At 68.9% G+C, this 17,128-nt stretch carries 8 protein-coding genes; 7 read left to right on the forward strand and 1 reads right to left on the reverse strand.

Annotated elements, in window-relative coordinates:
- Window position 1: 1 nt before the first annotated feature.
- The 3 genes from npt (at window position 2) to ACSVDM_RS22230 (ending at window position 2,489) form a co-directional block, all read left to right on the forward strand.
- Window positions 2-673 carry a 4'-phosphopantetheinyl transferase Npt gene (gene npt / locus ACSVDM_RS22220; RefSeq protein WP_439267506.1) on the forward strand — a complete coding sequence of 224 codons (672 nt, stop codon included), beginning with the start codon at window positions 2-4 and terminating at the stop codon, window positions 671-673.
- Window positions 673-1,599, forward strand: coding sequence for a tRNA pseudouridine(55) synthase TruB (gene truB / locus ACSVDM_RS22225; RefSeq protein WP_439267508.1), 927 nt, complete (start codon window positions 673-675; stop codon window positions 1,597-1,599). Before npt ends, truB begins: the two co-directional genes overlap by 1 nt.
- 95 nt (window positions 1,600-1,694) lie before the next feature.
- A complete protein-coding gene (locus ACSVDM_RS22230; RefSeq protein ID WP_439267510.1) occupies window positions 1,695-2,489 on the forward strand; it encodes a hypothetical protein in 795 nt (264 codons plus the stop codon).
- Here ACSVDM_RS22230 and ACSVDM_RS22235 read toward each other — a convergent pair whose 3' ends face one another.
- Entirely contained in the window at window positions 2,490-3,218 is a 729-nt protein-coding gene (locus ACSVDM_RS22235) for a metal-dependent transcriptional regulator (protein WP_067492623.1), read from the reverse strand.
- Between the two features lie 89 nt (window positions 3,219-3,307).
- On the opposite strand from ACSVDM_RS22235, the gene ACSVDM_RS22240 reads away from it, so the two are divergent.
- The 4 genes from ACSVDM_RS22240 to ACSVDM_RS22255 all read left to right on the forward strand — a co-directional run.
- Window positions 3,308-4,276 carry a bifunctional riboflavin kinase/FAD synthetase gene (locus ACSVDM_RS22240; protein WP_067492625.1) on the forward strand — a complete coding sequence of 323 codons (969 nt, stop codon included), beginning with the start codon at window positions 3,308-3,310 and terminating at the stop codon, window positions 4,274-4,276.
- 126 nt (window positions 4,277-4,402) lie between these two features.
- Entirely contained in the window at window positions 4,403-4,672 is a 270-nt protein-coding gene (gene rpsO, locus ACSVDM_RS22245; protein WP_067492627.1) for a 30S ribosomal protein S15, read from the forward strand.
- A 392-nt stretch (window positions 4,673-5,064) separates the two neighbouring features.
- Window positions 5,065-7,338, forward strand: a complete 2,274-nt coding sequence (locus tag ACSVDM_RS22250; RefSeq protein ID WP_439267513.1) for a polyribonucleotide nucleotidyltransferase — start codon at window positions 5,065-5,067, stop codon at window positions 7,336-7,338.
- A 582-nt stretch (window positions 7,339-7,920) separates the two neighbouring features.
- On the forward strand, window positions 7,921-17,128 hold a 9,208-nt coding region (locus ACSVDM_RS22255; RefSeq protein WP_439267515.1), incomplete at its 3' end, for an amino acid adenylation domain-containing protein.

The raw sequence follows: 17,128 nt of genomic DNA on the forward strand, positions 1-17,128 counted from the left end.
GATGATTGAGAACATACTGCCGTCCGGCGTTGCTACCTCGGAACTGCTGGCGTACCCGGAGGACCTGAAGGCGCATCCCGCCGAAGAGCACCTCATCGCGAAGTCGGTGGAGAAGCGCCGTCGCGATTTCATCGGTGCGCGGCACTGCGCACGAGTGGCGCTCGAGGAACTCGGTGAGCCGCCGGTCGCGATCGGCAAGGGTGAGCGCGGTATGCCGCTGTTCCCGCGCGGTGTCGTCGGCAGCCTCACCCATTGCGACGGGTACCGTGCCGCCGCGCTGGCGCATGCGCTGCGGTTCCGTTCGGTCGGTATCGACGCCGAGCCGCACGGTCCGCTGCCCGAGGGTGTGCTCGACTCGGTGAGCCTGCCCGCCGAACGCGAGTGGCTCGCGGGCACACCCGGTGACGGGCTGCACCTGGACCGGCTGCTGTTCTGCGCCAAGGAGGCGACCTACAAGGCCTGGTTCCCGCTGACCCTGCGCTGGCTCGGTTTCGAGGACGCCCACATCACCTTCGAGATCGATTCCCGCACAGCCGTTTCCGCCACCGGGACGTTCCACACCAAGCTGCTCGTCCCCGGTCTCACCACCGACGGCGGAATCCCGCTGACCACGTTCGACGGACGTTGGATGATCGCCGACGGGCTGATCCTGACCGCGATCGCGCACGGCTGATGGCGGCGCGTACTCCGGCCGTCGATCCGCTCGGCGGGTTGGTGATCGTGGACAAGGACGGCGGCTGGACCAGCCACGACGTGGTGGCGCGCAGCCGGAAACTGTTGCGCACCAAGAAGGTCGGCCATGCGGGCACCCTTGACCCGATGGCGACCGGGGTGCTGGTGCTCGGCGTCGAGCGGGCGACGAAACTGCTCGGCCAGCTGATCCTCACCTCCAAGGCGTACACCGCGACGATCCGCCTCGGTCAGTCCACGATCACCGACGACGCCGAAGGCGAGGTGGTCGCGACGACACCCGCACTGCACGTCACCGACGCCGACATCGCCGCGGGGGTCGCCGCGCTCACCGGCGATATCCAGCAGGTGCCGGCGACCGTCAGCGCCATCAAGATCGACGGCGAACGCGCCTACGCCCGCGCCCGGGCAGGCGAGGACGTGCAACTGGCCGCCCGCCCGGTGACCGTCTCCCGCTTCGACGTCCTCGCCCGTCGCGAATCCGGCGACTTCGTCGACCTCGACGTGGAGGTCGACTGCTCCTCGGGCACCTACATCCGTGCCCTCGCCCGCGACCTCGGCGCCGCCCTCGGCGTCGGCGGCCACCTCACCGCGCTGCGCCGCACCCGGGTCGGCCCCTTCACCCTCGAACACGCCCGCACCCTGGACGAACTGGCCGCCGCGGCCGAAGCCGAGCAACCGCTGCTCAGCCTCGATATCGACACCGCCGTCCGCACCGCCTTCCCGCACCGCGACATCGACGAAGCCCAGGCGAACGACCTGCGCAACGGCCGCTGGCTCGACCCCGTCGGCATCAAGGGCGTCTACGCGGCCGTCGACCCCACCGGTCGGGCCATCGCCCTCCTCGAGGAGAGCGGCAGACGCGCCGCCTCGGTCATGGTCGTCCGTCCCCAGGGCATAGGTGACTGACTCACGGCTGTCATGGCCTCTGGACGGGGGCTAACGGGTCGGCGACCTCGCTCGATAGCCTCGGTATATAGCCGACGGCGTCGTAGAGGTGGACCATGGGTGCGGTACGGAAAGCCTGGATCGGCGTTGTCGCCGGGGCGGTGGTCCTGCTTGCCGGATGTGCGTCCGACGAGCCTCGGGTGGTGAATTCTTCGCGTGTGCCGTCCACTCTGGCCCAACCGCCGGTGGCGACGCCGCCCGATGCGGCGATCACCGTGGGGCCGATCGAGGCGACGACGGGGATGTCCGCCACGCGTACCACCGCTGCTCGGCCGAGTCCGCCGCCGACACCGGCGACGGGAACCATCGTGCTGCGCACCGAAACAGTGTCGGGTGTCGCGGTTCCTGATGTGCCGGTGCACCTTTCGCGTCAGGAACCGTGTGATCCGGCAGCCCACGACATCCCGGTGGGCGAGACCACCGAGACCCAGCGGCTCGACGCCGTGACCGACAGCGACGGCCGCGCCGTCTTCACCGTGCCCGTCGGTTGCTACTACTTCGGCATGACCGCCCCCGCCGGGACGAATCCCGTTCCGGAAGGCATGCATTCGGCCTTCCTCACCACCGCCGGATCAACCGTCGACGGCCTGCTGCGCTTCCAGGACACCGCGGGCCCCTGCCACCCCGACGGCATCTCCGCCGACCTCGGCATCCTCGACAACGCCGCCGTCGTCGACTGCGACGGAACCTGGGCCGTCATCCGCTTCGCCACCCCCGGCGACAACCAGCGCATCATCCGCCGCGTCGACGGCACCTGGACCACCTACGTCCTGTTCCCCCACGAAACCTGCTGGGCCACCGCCGAATCCGACGGCGTCCCCGCCCGCCTCCGCCCCTACTTCACCTGCTGATCAGGCGGTCAGCCAGATGGCTTCGGCTGCGAGGGTGCCCAGTTCGGTGGGGGAGGCGGCGGTGGCGATGCGGACGGCGATGGTGCCGGCGAAGTCGCGGCGTTCGGCTACCTCGATGGGGGTGTCGAGGGCGATGCCGACGGAGTCGAAGTAGCGCAGCATCTCGGGGTCGGAGTCGGAGATGCGGGCGACGCGGCCGGATTCGCCCGCGGCGAAGTCGCTGAGGCGGCGGGCCGGGGGTGTGGGGACGGCGCCGTCGACCGAGGGGATGGGGTCGCCGTGCGGATCACGGTCGGGGTGGCCGAGTTTCGCGTCGATGCGTGACACCAGCAGTTCCGAGACCGCGTGCTCGAGGACCTCGGCCTCGTCGTGCACCTCGTCCCAGCCGTAGCCGAGTTCGTTCACCAGGAAGGTCTCGATGAGGCGGTGACGGCGCACCATGGCCACGGCGGCGCGACGGCCGTGGTCGGTCAACGTGATCGCGCCGTAGCGGGCGTGTTCGACCAGGCCCTGGTCGGCGAGCTTGCGCACCGCCTCCGACACGGTCGAGGCCGACACGCCGATGCGCTCGGCGAGCAGCTTGGTTGACACCTTCTCCTGCGACCACTCCTGCGCGGTCCAGATGACCTTCAGATAGTCCTGTGCCACCGCCGACAGCTCGGGCGCGATCGTAGCGGTGACCTCGAGTCCGGCCTCTCGTTTACCTGGCACGTTGTCAATGTTAGGCATCCCTGGCCCGAATCACACATCGGCGAACCGGCCACGATCGCATCACACCGGAATTCTGTTCGCGCACCGCTTTGCGTAGGCTTCGCTCTGTGCAGAGATGGCGAAGTCTCGACGACGTGCCCGCGGACTGGGGACGTTGCGTCCTCACGATCGGCGTGTTCGACGGGGTACATCGTGGACACGCGCAGCTCATCAGCCGTGCGGTGGCCGCGGCGAAAAAGCGTGGCGTGCCCGCGGTCCTGATGACGTTCGACCCGCACCCGATGGAAGTGGTGCGCCCCGGCTCGCATCCGGCCCAGCTCACCACCCTCACCCGGCGGGCCGAACTGGCCGAGGAACTCGGCATCGACGTGTTCTGCGTGATGCCGTTCACCCAGGAATTCATGAAGCTCACCCCCGCCGGTTACGTGCACGACCTGCTCGTGGAGCGGTTGCACGTCACCGAGGTCGTGGTCGGCGACAACTTCACCTTCGGCAAGAAGGCCGCGGGCACCGTCGACACCATGCGTGAGCTCGGTGCGCGTTTCGGTTTCGAGGTCGACGGGGTGACCCTGCTCGGTGAGCACGCCGTCACCTTCTCCTCCACCTACATCCGCGCCTGCGTCGACGCGGGCGACATGGCCGCGGCCGCCGAGGCGCTCGGCCGCCCGCATCGCGTGGAGGGCGTGGTCGTGCACGGCGACGGTCGTGGACGTGGACTCGGTTTCCCGACCGCCAACGTCGCCCCGCCGATGCACGCCGCGATCCCCGCCGACGGCGTGTACGCGGGCTGGTTCACCGTGCTCGGCGCCGGTCCGACGATCGGCACGGTCGAGGCGGGCGAGCGGGCGATGGCGGCGATCTCGGTGGGCACCAACCCCACCTTCTCCGGACGCTCGCGCACGGTCGAGGCCTATGTCCTCGACGGTGAGGCCGATCTGTACGGCCAGCACGTGGCGGTCGACTTCGTCGAACAGCTGCGCGGGATGCGCAAGTTCGAGTCCGTCGACGAGCTGGTCGAGGCCATGGGCCGCGACGTCGAGGCCGCCCGCAAGGTGCTCACCGCCGCCGAGGTCTGAGGCGGATTCAGCCGCTCACCAGCGGCGGTGTAAGGTGGCTCCTCGGGTTTGCTGCGGTCCGCGGTGGCGCCCATCCCGGGTGACCGGACATTCGAGCGCGGAACTGAAAAATAGGAGTCGAGCCACATGGCGCTGACCACTGAGCAGAAGTCGGCCATCCTGGCCGAGTACGGCCTGCACGAGAAGGACACCGGTTCGCCGGAGGCGCAGATCGCGCTGCTGTCGAAGCGGATCTCGGACCTGACCGAGCACCTCAAGCAGCACAAGCACGATCACCACACCCGCCACGGCCTGCTGGCCCTGATCGGTCGTCGTCGTCGCCTGTCGAAGTACCTGCAGGCCAAGGACATCAACCGCTACCGTTCGCTCATCGAGCGTCTCGGCCTGCGCCGCTGATCTGCTACGACACGCCTCCACGCTGAGGCGGTCGGCGAGTAGCCAACAGGAAGAAGTACACTTCTTTCTGTTGGCTATTCGTGTATTCGGAGACCATGGGGTTTCCGGGTGCACTACAACATGTGACAGCCGTGTGCATCCGTCCACGTGGCGTCGGTCTTCGGTAGTGGCCTTTCGGCAGGCGATGTTCTACCGCCGTCGGGCTTCGATCGATGACCGCCACCGCGTCGCCGCTTCCAAGGGGATACGGCCGGGTGCTGCGCGTGACAGCCAGGAGGGTTGTCGCGTGTCCGTGTCCGGTACGGCTGACGAAAAGCTGGTTCGCGCCCATCAGGCGAGTACGCCTGGCATCGGCCGCGCGAATCGGCGAGACGAGAGGTCGAGAGAGAAATATGACGCAGACAACTGAACGTGCATCGACTGCGGTCGAGGTAGAGCCCGGTGTTTTCGAATCGGTCGCGCTGATCGACAACGGTAGCTTCGGCACCCGCACCATCCGCTTCGAGACCGGCCGTCTGGCCAAGCAGGCCGCCGGCTCCGTCGTCGCCTACCTGGACGACGAGACCATGCTGCTGTCGGCGACCACCGCCGGTAAGCACCCCAAGGACCAGTTCGACTTCTTCCCGCTGACGGTCGACGTCGAAGAGCGCATGTACGCCGCGGGCCGCATCCCCGGCTCGTTCTTCCGTCGCGAGGGTCGTCCCTCCACCGACGCGATCCTGACCTGCCGCCTGATCGACCGTCCGCTGCGCCCGACCTTCATCGACGGTCTGCGCAACGAGATCCAGGTCGTGGTCACCGTGCTGAGCCTCGACCCCCAGGATCTCTACGACGTGCTGGCCATCAACGGCGCCTCGGCGTCCACCCAGCTGTCGGGCATCCCGTTCTCGGGTCCGATCGGTGGCGTGCGCGTGGCCCTGATCAGCGGCCAGTGGGTGGCGTTCCCGACCGTCGAGCAGCTCGAGGGCGCCGTGTTCGACATGGTCGTCGCGGGCCGCGTCACCGACACCGGTGACGTCGCCATCATGATGGTCGAGGCCGAGGCCACCGACAAGGTGATCGACCTGATCGCCGACGGTGCCCAGGCGCCGACCGAGGCCGTGGTCGCCGAGGGTCTGGAAGCTGCCAAGCCGTTCATCGCGCGCCTGGTCCGCGCCCAGGCCGACCTGGCCGCGCTGGCCGCCAAGCCCACCCAGGAGTTCCCGCTCTTCCCGCCGTACGGCCCCGATGTGTTCGAGGCTGTCGAGGGCACCTCGAAGGTCGAGCTGAACCAGGCGCTGAGCATCGCCGACAAGCAGGCCCGCGAAGCCAAGATCGATGAGATCAAGGTCGAGGTGCTGTCGCGTCTCGGTGAGGACTTCGCCGGTCGTGAGAAGGAACTGGGTGCCGCGTTCCGCTCGGTCACCAAGAAGCTGGTCCGCCAGCGCATCCTGACCGACGGCTTCCGCATCGACGGTCGCGGCCTGGCCGACATCCGTGAGCTGTCCGCCGAGGTCGACGTGATCCCGCGCGCCCACGGTTCGGCGCTGTTCGAGCGTGGCGAGACCCAGATCATGGGCGTCACCACCCTCGACATGGTGAAGATGGCTCAGCAGGTCGACTCGCTCGGCCCGGAGACCTCCAAGCGCTACATGCACCACTACAACTTCCCGCCGTTCTCCACCGGTGAGACCGGTCGCGTCGGTTCGCCGAAGCGTCGCGAGATCGGCCACGGCGCCCTGGCCGAGCGCGCGCTGATGCCGGTGCTGCCCTCGCAGGAGGAGTTCCCCTACGCCATCCGTCAGGTCTCGGAGGCGCTGGGCTCCAACGGCTCCACCTCGATGGGTTCGGTGTGTGCCTCGACCCTGTCGCTGCTCAACGCCGGTGTGCCGCTGAAGGCGCCGGTCGCGGGTATCGCCATGGGCCTGGTGTCGGACACCATCACCAACGACCAGGGTGTCGACGAGGTCCGCTACGTGGCGCTCACCGACATCCTCGGCGCCGAGGATGCCTTCGGCGACATGGACTTCAAGGTCGCCGGTACCCGTGACTTCGTCACCGCCCTGCAGCTCGACACCAAGCTCGACGGCATCCCCTCGCAGGTGCTGGCCGGTGCGCTGAACCAGGCGCACGACGCCCGCACCACCATCCTGGACGTGATGGCCGAGGCCATCGCCACCCCGGACGAGATGAGCCCGTACGCCCCGCGTGTCACCGCGATCAAGATCCCGGTCGACAAGATCGGTGAGGTCATCGGCCCCAAGGGCAAGATGATCAACCAGATCACCGAGGAAACCGGCGCCAACATCTCCATCGAGGATGACGGCACCGTGTTCGTCGGTGCGACCGACGGGCCGTCGGCCCAGGCCGCGATCGACATGATCAACGCCATCGCCAACCCGCAGCTGCCCAAGGTGGGCGAGCGCTTCCTCGGCACGGTCGTCAAGACCACCGCCTTCGGCGCGTTCGTCTCGCTGCTGCCGGGCCGCGACGGTCTGGTGCACATCTCCAAGCTGGGCAACGGCAAGCGCGTGGCCAAGGTCGAGGACGTGGTCAACGTCGGCGACAAGCTGCGCGTGGAGATCGCCGATATCGACAACCGCGGCAAGATCTCGCTGGTCCCGGTCGAGGACGAGGCCGCCGCGCCCGCCGAGCCGGCCGACACCGAGGACGCCTCCGCCGAGTAACTTTCAGGCACCGCGTAAGCCCCCCGCCGAGCACGATGGCGGGGGGCTTCGTCGTGTTCGGGGTGTAGTGGCGTGAATCACTCGGATGCAACGGTGATGCAACGTTGGCTCACCTAGTGTGTCCTGACACAGTACGAATCTGTGGCGGCAGCAGTGACGTAGCCCGTGGGTACACCGGGCGGTCGGCTGCCGGTTCGGCGTGTGCGGCCGGGTTGCCCGGCGCCGTCGCATTCTGGTGAATTACTCCCGAGTACGAGATTTTGACGGAATCTGGTCCGGTTTATTATCGAAACGAATACGCTTCAGTCGTCTACGGGCGCGTGTGTCGGGTGTCGGGGTTGACGATGGAGGTCGGGAGATAACCGAGTCATTGCTGGTTGTGTGGCGACGAGCTGGAATGTCGCGATCGTGTCATAGCCGATCGCACTGAATTCCGGTGTGAGCGGGCGGATTTCGGGCAGGGTGCCCGGGGTTGGCCGTCCGCGCGCCGATCCCCGACCCGGTGCGAGCCGGGGGAGTTCCGAGAGTTTTTCGCGGCTGCGTGGCGTTACCCGCGGCCGGTAGATGGAAGGCAGTGTTGCGATGACCAACCCCACTCCGGCGTGCGCGCAGATCGATCAGCTGGCGGCGCTGGTGGCGACGGTCGCGGCGATGGAACCGGCACGGACCGCCGTCGGTTTCGACGGCACCTCGGTGTCCTACGCGGAGCTGGATGCCCAGCTCACACTGATGGGGGAGCTCACCGGCGGGGCACTCGATCCCGAGACGCTCGTCCAGGTCGTGCTCGCCGAGCTGTTCCCGGGGGTTGTCGACGCGGCCGAGGGCACCTTCGGTCGGTTGCTGAACACGTTGGCCGCCGATGCGATGACCGTACTCGGGATCGAGACGCCCGCCGTCGGGGCGACACTGGTCGACCGGTTCGCCGAGCAGCTGGCGCGCACTCCGGACCGGGTGGCGGTGCAGTTCGGTGACCAGACGCTGACCTATGCCGAATTCGATGCCAGGGTCCGAGTGCTGGCAGGTCGGTTGGCCGGGCTCGGTGTCGGCCCGGAGTCGCTGGTCGGGTTGGCGATGCGGCGCAGTGTCGAGTTGATCGTCGCCGTGCACGCGATCGTGCGGGCGGGTGGGGCGTACGTGCCGCTGGACCCGGATCATCCGGTGGACCGGTTGCACTACGTGCTGGAGGTGGCACGGCCCGTTGTGGTGGTGACGCGGGTGTGCGACGAACCGGACCTGGGTGGGGCAGCGGTGTTGCGCACCGACGACATCGACTGGTCCGCGGTACCGGCCGAGCTCGCGGTGCATGCGCAGGCCGGAAACACGGCGTATGTCATCTTCACCTCCGGGTCGACCGGTCGGCCCAAGGGTGTCGCGGTGACCCACGGTGCGATCGTGGCGAACCTGGACTGGCGTCAGCGCAGCTATGCGATGACCGAAGACGACGTGGTGTTGCAGAAGACCCCGTACACCTTCGACGTGTCGGTGTGGGAACTGTTCTGGCCCTTGCAGATCGGTGCCCGGCTGGTGGTCGCCGAACCGGGCAGGCACGGTGATCCCGCCTACCTGGCCGACCTGATCGCCCGGCACCGTGTGACGGTGACCCACTTCGTGCCGTCCATGCTGGCCGCCTTCGTCGGTGAGCTCGCCGAGGCCGCGACGGTCGCGGATCTGTCGTCGTTGCGGATGGTGTTCGCCTCCGGTGAGGCATTGCCCGCCGCGACCGCCGCGCGCCTGCGCAAGCTCTCCGCGACGGCCCTGCACAACCTGTACGGGCCCACCGAGGCGGCGGTCGACGTCACCGCGCACGAGGTGACCGAGGCCGACGAGGTGTCGGTGCCGATCGGTGGACCCGCCGACGACACCGGGTTGCTCGTGCTCGACGAGAACCTCGACCAGGTGCCCGCCGGGGTGGTCGGCGAGCTGTATCTGTCCGGTGTGCAGCTGGCGCGCGGCTATGTGGCTCGGCCCGGCCTGACTGCCGACCGGTTCGTCGCCAATCCCTACGGCGAGCCCGGTGAACGCATGTATCGCACGGGTGACCTCGTGCGGCAGCTGCCAGGCGGTGCCGAGCTGGAATACCTGGGGCGCACCGACTTCCAGGTGAAGCTGCGTGGGTTGCGGATCGAACTCGGTGAGATCGAGGCTGTGCTCGCGGCGCATCCGCGTGTCGGCAATGCCGCGGTGGTGCTGCACCGGCACGCGGCCGGTGAGGCGCTGGTCGGGTATGTGGTGAGTGTCGACGGGGAGCCGCTCGACGAGGCCGAGCTGGTGGCGCATGCGAAGGCGTCGATGCCGGAATACATGGTGCCCTCGCTGCTGGTGTGGTTGCCCGCGATGCCGATCAATGCGAGCGGCAAGCTGGACCGGAAAGCATTGCCCGAGCCCGACGTCCGTGTGGCCGCGGCCGAGTTCCGTGCGCCTGTGACCGCGACCGAGCGGGCGGTGGCGGGACTGTTCGCCGAACTGCTCGATGTGGAGACCGTCGGCCTGGACGACGATTTCTTCCGGCTCGGTGGCAACTCGCTGATCGTCACCCGTGCCATCGCGCGCCTGCACGCGAACTTCGGTGTGCGCGTGGATGTTCGGGACTTCTTCGACAGTCCCACTGTCGCGGTTCTCGCGTTGTTGATCGATGCGGGCTCTGCCGACGAGAGGCCGGCTCTCGTCGCGGGCCCCCGCCCCACCGTTGTGCCCCTGTCGCCCGCGCAACAACGCATGTGGTTCCTGAACCGCTTCGACCCGGCCACCGGCGCCTACAACATCCCGATCGCGGTCCGCCTCTCCGGTGCACTCGACCATGCGGCCTTGCGTGCGGCTGTCCGCGACCTGATCGCCCGCCACGAAGTGCTGCGGACCGTCTACCCCGAGGTGGACGGGGTCGGGACGCAGGTTGTGCTCGACCCCGCCGAGGCTTACCAGCTGCTCGTCGCCGGGGACAGGGGTGGTGCTGTCGGTGGCGAAGGCGTTGGTGCGGCGCTGTTGGATCCGCTCGTTGTTGCGGCGGACGAACTGCGGGAAGTCATCGCCGGGGAGATCCTGCGCGGTTTCGATGTGACCGTGGCGCCGCCGGTGCGGGTGCGGTTGTTCGAGGTCGACGGGGATCACGTGCTGGTGCTCGTGGTGCACCACATCGCGGCCGACGGATGGTCGGCGGGACCGCTCGTGCGGGACACGATGGCCGCGTATCACGCGCGGACCGGCGGGGCGGCGCCTGCGTGGGAACCGCTGGCGGTGCAGTACGCCGATTACACGCTGTGGCAGCGGGCCGTGCTCGGCGAAGAGGACGATCCCGCTTCGCAGGCGGCGCGCGAGATCGCGTTCTGGCGGGCGGCGCTGGCCGGTCTGCCGGACGAGTCGGGGTTGCCGACGGATCGGCCGCGCCCGGCGACCGCCTCGATGCGTGGGCGGCGGGTCGAGTTCAGCCTGGACGCCGAGTTGGTCACGGCACTGAATTCTGTTGCCGCCGAACGTGGTGCGACGCTGTTCATGGTGCTGCACGCCGCGCTGTCGGTGCTCATCGCCCGCCTGTCGGGCAATGCGGATGTGGCGATCGGCAGCCCGGTCGCCGGGCGCGGTGCGGCCGAACTCGACGACGTGATCGGCATGTTCGTCAACACCGCGGTGCTGCGCACCCAGGTGCGCGCCGCGGAACCGTTCGCCGACCTGCTCGGCCGCGTCCGGGCCGCCGACCTGGCCGCCTTCGAGCACACCACCCTGCCCTTCGAGCGGCTCGTCGAAGTGCTGGCGCCCGCTCGTTCGGCCGGTCGGCACCCCCTGTTCCAGGTGGCGTTGTCGCTGCAGAACCTACCGGTGACCACTTTCGAACTGCCCGGCCTGCGGGCAAGCGCGGTCGACCTGCCCTACGACATCGAGAAGTTCGACCTGTCGGTGACATTGCGCGACGCCGCGGCCGATGGTCTGTCCGGTGAATTCTCCTACGCCACAGATCTGTTCGACGCGTCGACGGTCACTGCGATGGTGCGCCGGTTCACCGGTCTGCTCGCTGCGATCGCCGCCGCACCGCATACCTCGGTAGCAGATCTGCCGCTGCTGATCGATACCGAACTCGCCGAACTCACCACCCGCAGCGGCGGTGTCGCCGAGCCCGCACCCCTGTTGCCCGAAGTGCTGGCCCGTGCCGCCGCCGACCCGGCCGCCGTCGCCATCCGCGACGGTGACCGCACTCTCACCTACGGCGAACTCGACGCCGCCTCCACCCGCATGGCCACCCGGCTGACCGGCAACGGTGTCGGGCCGGGTGATGTTGTCGCCGTGAGCATTCCGCGCTCGGCAGCGTCGGTGACCGCCGTGTGGGCCGTCATCAAGTCGGGCGCCGGCTTCCTCCCGGTCGACCCGAACTACCCGGCCGACCGCATCACCCACATGCTCGCCGACTCCGGCGCCGCCGCGGGCATCACCACCGAGGAGCTCCGCGCCGACCTGCCCGCTGCCGTGGACTGGCTGGTTATCGACCTCGACGCCGTGCACACGGACACGCACGACGGTCCCGATGTCGCCGCGCCGAGGCTTGCCGAGGGCGATGGTGGCCGGGTCAGCCTCGGACACGGCCTGTCCTACCGTCCTCTGTCAGGTGCGAAACCAGATGCGGATGAAGGTGATTCGTCGGCGGTTGACCGAGCAGATGTCGCGGCTGCGACCTTCGCGCCTGATGCCCTGGGCAACAGCGATGCTACGGACCCGCATTCGGCCGAAGCCGGGAAAGCCGCCGGTGGATTCGGCGCCGCTGACATTGCCATCGACGGGCTCGGAGCGTCGGGTGATGCTCGCAGGCCGCATCCGCTCGACCCGGCCTATGTCATCTACACCTCCGGCACCACCGGTCTGCCCAAGGGCGTAGTGGTTCCGCACGCGGCTGTCGCCGCCTACCTGCCGGTGCAGGCGGGACGATATCGGGCTGCGGCGGACGCACGGGTCCTGCACGTGGCGTCGCCGTCGTTCGACATCTCGGTGGCCGAGCTGCTGCTCACCGTCAGCGCGGGGGCGACCATGGTCGTCGCGCCGAACGGGGTGTTCGGTGGGGCGGAGCTGGGTGAACTGTTGCGGGTCGAGCGGGTGACCCATGTGGTCATCACGCCGTCGGCGCTCGCGACGGTCGATCCGGTGGGGCTCGACGATCTGCGGGTCGTCGTGGTGGGTGGCGAGGCGTGTCCGGCGGAGCTGGTGGCACGGTGGACGGCGGCGATCCCCGGGCTGGTGTTCCGCAACGGGTACGGGCCGACCGAAACCACGATCGTCACCAATATCAGCGAACCACTCGGCGCCACCACACCGATCACCCTCGGCGGGCCCGTGGAGGGGACCACCGAATTCGTCCTCGACGAGCGGTTGCGCCCGGTGCCTGCCGGTGTCGTCGGTGAGCTCTACATCGCGGGCGCGCAGTTGGCGCGCGGCTACCATCGCCGGCCCGCGTTGACCGCCAGCCGGTTCGTCACCAACCCGTACGGCGCGCCGGGGGAGCGGATGTACCGCACCGGTGACACCGTCCGCTGGGTGTGTCGCGGTGATTCCTATGATCTGGAATACCTGGGGCGCAACGATTTCCAGGTGAAGGTGCGTGGGTTCCGGATCGAACTCGGTGAGATCGACGCGGTCCTCGCCAAGCATCCGACGGTGCGTTTCGCCGTCACGATCGGGCACCGCACCGAGGCTGGCGCGACCCTGCTGGTCTCCTATGTGGTGCCGGTCCCCGAGGCCGCCGTCGACACCTCGGAGTTGCTCGCGCATTCCGCCGCGCACCTGCCCGCGCACATGGTGCCAGCCACCATCATGACTCTGGACGGGGTGCCGCTGACTCCCGTCGGCAAGCTGGATCGTTCGGCGCTGCCCGCTCCCGTGTTCGAGGCCGCCGTCTACCGCGCGCCCGTCACCCGTGCCGAACAGGTGGTCGCGGACGCGTTCGCCGAGGTCCTCGGCCTGGAACAGGTCGGTCGCGACGACGACTTCTTCGAGCTCGGCGGCAACTCGCTGCTCGCCACCCGCGTGATGGCCCGCATCGGCACCGACCTCGATATCCGCATCCCGGTGCGGCAACTGTTCGACACCGCCTCGGTCCGCGCCCTGGCCGACGCCGCCGACCGCCTGCGCGGCACCGGCGCCGGCCCGGCCCTTGTCGCGGGCGCGCGCCCCGACCCACTGCCGCTGTCCCCGGCCCAGCAGCGCATGTGGTTCCTGAACCGCTTCGACCCCGGTTCCTCCGCCGACAACATCCCGATGGCTGTGCGTCTCACCGGCGACCTCGACGTGCCCGCCCTCCGCGCAGCCCTCGTCGACGTCCTCGACCGCCACGAGGTCCTGCGCACCCGCTACCCCGAACGCGACGGCCACGCGATCGCCGAAATCCTCCCCGTCCCCGGCCTTCTGCCCGACATCCACCCCGAGGTCCTCCCCACCGACGACCTTCCAGACGCGATCCGCACCTTCGCCACGACCGGCTTCGACCTCACCACCGACGCACCCCTCCGCATTGCCCTGTTCCGCGTGCGCGACACCGGGGAAGCACCGACCACCGGGCACGGTCCGATCGATACGTCAGCGCGCTCCGGCGAGGAACCGCTGCTTGTCGATCCCACGAGTACCGTTGCGGCACTGCAAGGTACGGGTGTATCGACGGGCGTGCCTACGATGCTCGACGGGGACGCGCCCATCGACGACGGCGTGAGGTCTGGTGCGGCGCAGGGCGGCACGGTGGAGTTCACCGCGCAGGCGTTGCTGACTGCGCAGGAGCAGTTCGGCGGAGACGCATCGGCCGGTGTCGGTCAGATCCCCGGAGAAGCACGGGAAGCTGCTGTGTCGGTTGACGGTGCAGCGGAGTATGTGCTGGTCATCGTGCTGCATCACATTGCGGCGGACGGATTTTCGTTCGGCCCGTTGATCCGCGATGTGCTCGCCGCGTACGGGGCGCGGGCTGTGGGGGAGGCTCCCGCGTGGGAGCCGCTGAGCGTGCAGTACGCCGATTACGCGGTGTGGCAGCATGCGGTACTCGGCACCGCCGCCGACCCCGGATCGGTGGCTGCCCAGCAGCTCTCGTTCTGGCGTAAGACGCTGGACGGGCTTCCGGAGCAGTTGGAGTTGCCTGCCGACCGGCCGCGGCCTGCGGTCGCCTCGCGCAGAGGAGCGGTGCACACGGTCGAGTTCGAGGCCGAAACGCACCGTGCGCTGGCCGAATTCGCACGGGCGCACGGGGTGACGGTGTTCATGGCCGTGCACGCGGTATTCGCCGTGTTGTTGGCGCGCTTGTCGGCGACCACCGATATCGCCATCGGTACACCGGTGTCGGGACGTGGGCACCGCGCACTCGATGACCTGGTCGGCATGTTCGTCAACACCCTGGTGCTGCGCACCGAGGTGACGCCCGCGACGCCGTTCGCCGAGGTGGTCGCGCGGGTCCGGGACACCGATCTGGCGGCGTTCGGGCACGCCGATGTGCCGTTCGAACGGCTGGTCGAAGCGCTCGACCCGGTGCGTTCCACGGCCCGCAACCCGCTGTTCCAGGTGATGCTGTCGCTGAACGAGGACACCGCGCGCGAACTCGTCCTGCCCGGTCTGACGGTCGGTGGCGTCGACCTGCCGACCACGGTCGCCAAGTTCGACCTGGAACTCACCCTCACCGAACACCGCGACGAGAACGGCGCTCCCACAGGACTTTCCGGTGCTTTCCTCTACGCCACCGATCTGTTCGACGCGGCAACCGTCGCCGGTTTCGCCACCCGCCTGCGTCGTGCTCTCACCAGCGCACTGACGGACCCTACGCGCCCGGTCGGCGACATCGACCTCCTCGACGACGCGGAACGCATGCAACTGCTCGCCACCGGGAACTGGGCTGCTGCGACCGGTTCGCCCCTGGTCACGCAGTCGACCGCCCCTGCCGCGTCGGGCCCGGCCGCGGCCGACCCTGCCGCCCTGGCGGATTCCGATGCTGCTTCAGCCCTGGTAACGAATTTCGGCAACCACGCCGCCACCGGCCATGCCACCCCCGCGCCCGCCGCTACCGCCACCCTGGCATCGCTGTTCGCAGACCGGGTCGCCGCCTGTCCCGGCGCGACAGCTGTCATCGTCGATACCGAGCCAGTGGGAGTAGCACGTGGTGCGGATCATGCGGAGACAGCGGTGGCCCTCGATGAGCAGCCCGTCGGGCCCCGCAGTGTGAATCGCACTGCGACACCGAATGTTTCCGATGCCGGGCCCAGCCGGGTGGGCGGTGTGGAGACTTCGGCCTTCCGCCACGTCGAGCGAGGTGGGGCAGAGTACGGCAGTGCTGGAACCGACAACGCGGTAGCGGTGAGCGGTCCGGTGTCGGTGCGGCTCACGTATGCCGAGTTCGGTGCGAGGGTTGCTCGGCTGGCCCGGCATCTCATCGGGCTCGGTGCGGGGCCGGGTTCGCTGGTGGCGGTGGCGATGCGGCGTGGTGTCGATCAACTGGTCGCCGTGCATGCCGTGCTGGCGGCCGGGGCGGCGTATGTGCCCGTGGACCCGGATCATCCAGCTGACCGAACCGCGTCTGTGCTCGCTCAGACGGCACCGGTGTGTGTGCTCACCGTCGCCGGAAGTGGTTTCGGCGTGGGTGATTCGGTGGTCGAGGTGGACACCCTCGATCTGTCGGCACTGTCGGGCGATCCGGTCACCGACGAAGAGCGCTGTGCCCCACTGCGTCCCGAGAACCTCGCCTATGTGCTGTTCACCTCCGGCTCGACCGGTCGGCCCAAGGGTGTGGCGGTTCCGCACCGTGCGGTGGTCAACCAGCTGCGGTGGTTGCAGAGCGCCTATCCGCTCGGTGCCGATGATGTGGTGCTGCAGAAGACGCCGTTCACCTTCGACGCCTCGGTGTGGGAACTGTTGTGGCCCTTGCAAGTCGGTGCCCGACTGGTACTTGCCTCGCCCGACGGTCATCGCGATCCGGCGTACCTGGCCGCCGCAACGGCCCGGCACCGGGTGAGCGTGGTGCAGTACGTGCCGTCGGTGCTGACAGCTGTGATGGCGGAAACGGCCGGATCGGCAGGCGAACGGGCAGCCCGCTCGCGCTCGACGGTTTCCGGACCGGCCGATCGGGGCAGCCATGTCACCGATGGGCAGCAGTCGCTGCGGCTGGTGTTCGCCGGTGGTGAGGCGCTCACCACCGAACTGGCACGCACCGTCCGCGAACGCACCGGTGCCACGGTGGTGAACCTGTACGGGCCGACCGAAACCGCCATCCAGGTGACCACCCACCGGTTCGCCGACGATCAGGGTGCGACCGTGCCCATCGGTTCCCCAGTCGCCGAAACCTCGGTGTACGTGCTCGATTCACGCCTGCACCCGGTCCCGGCCGGTGTGCCCGGCGAACTGTACGTGGCCGGTGCCCAGCTCGCCGACGGCTACCACAGCCGCGCCGACCTCACCGCCGAGCGTTTCGTCGCGAACCCGTTCGGCACCGGCGAGCGCCTCTACCGCACCGGTGACCTGGTCACCTGGCGCACCACGGCCACCGGCCCCGCCCTGCACTACCTGGGCCGCACCGATTTCCAGGTGAAACTGCGTGGCCTGCGCATCGAACCCGCCGAGATCGAAGCCGCCCTCACCACGGTCCCCGGCGTTCGCCGCGCGGTGGTCGTCGTCCGCTCGGACGACGGCAAGCCCGACCAGCTCGTCGCCTACATCGTCCGCGACAACACCGAAGCCGAACCCAGCGCGAATGCCCGATCAACCTCTGCCTCAGTCGGTGTCATCCCGTTGGGTGGTGCGCAATCGGTTTCGGCCGCAGGCGGTGTCATCCCGTTGGGTGGTGCGCAATCGG

It is taken from the genome of Nocardia sp. JW2 (genome assembly GCF_051843015.1).
Classification (GTDB): Bacteria; Actinomycetota; Actinomycetes; order Mycobacteriales; family Mycobacteriaceae; genus Nocardia; species Nocardia coubleae.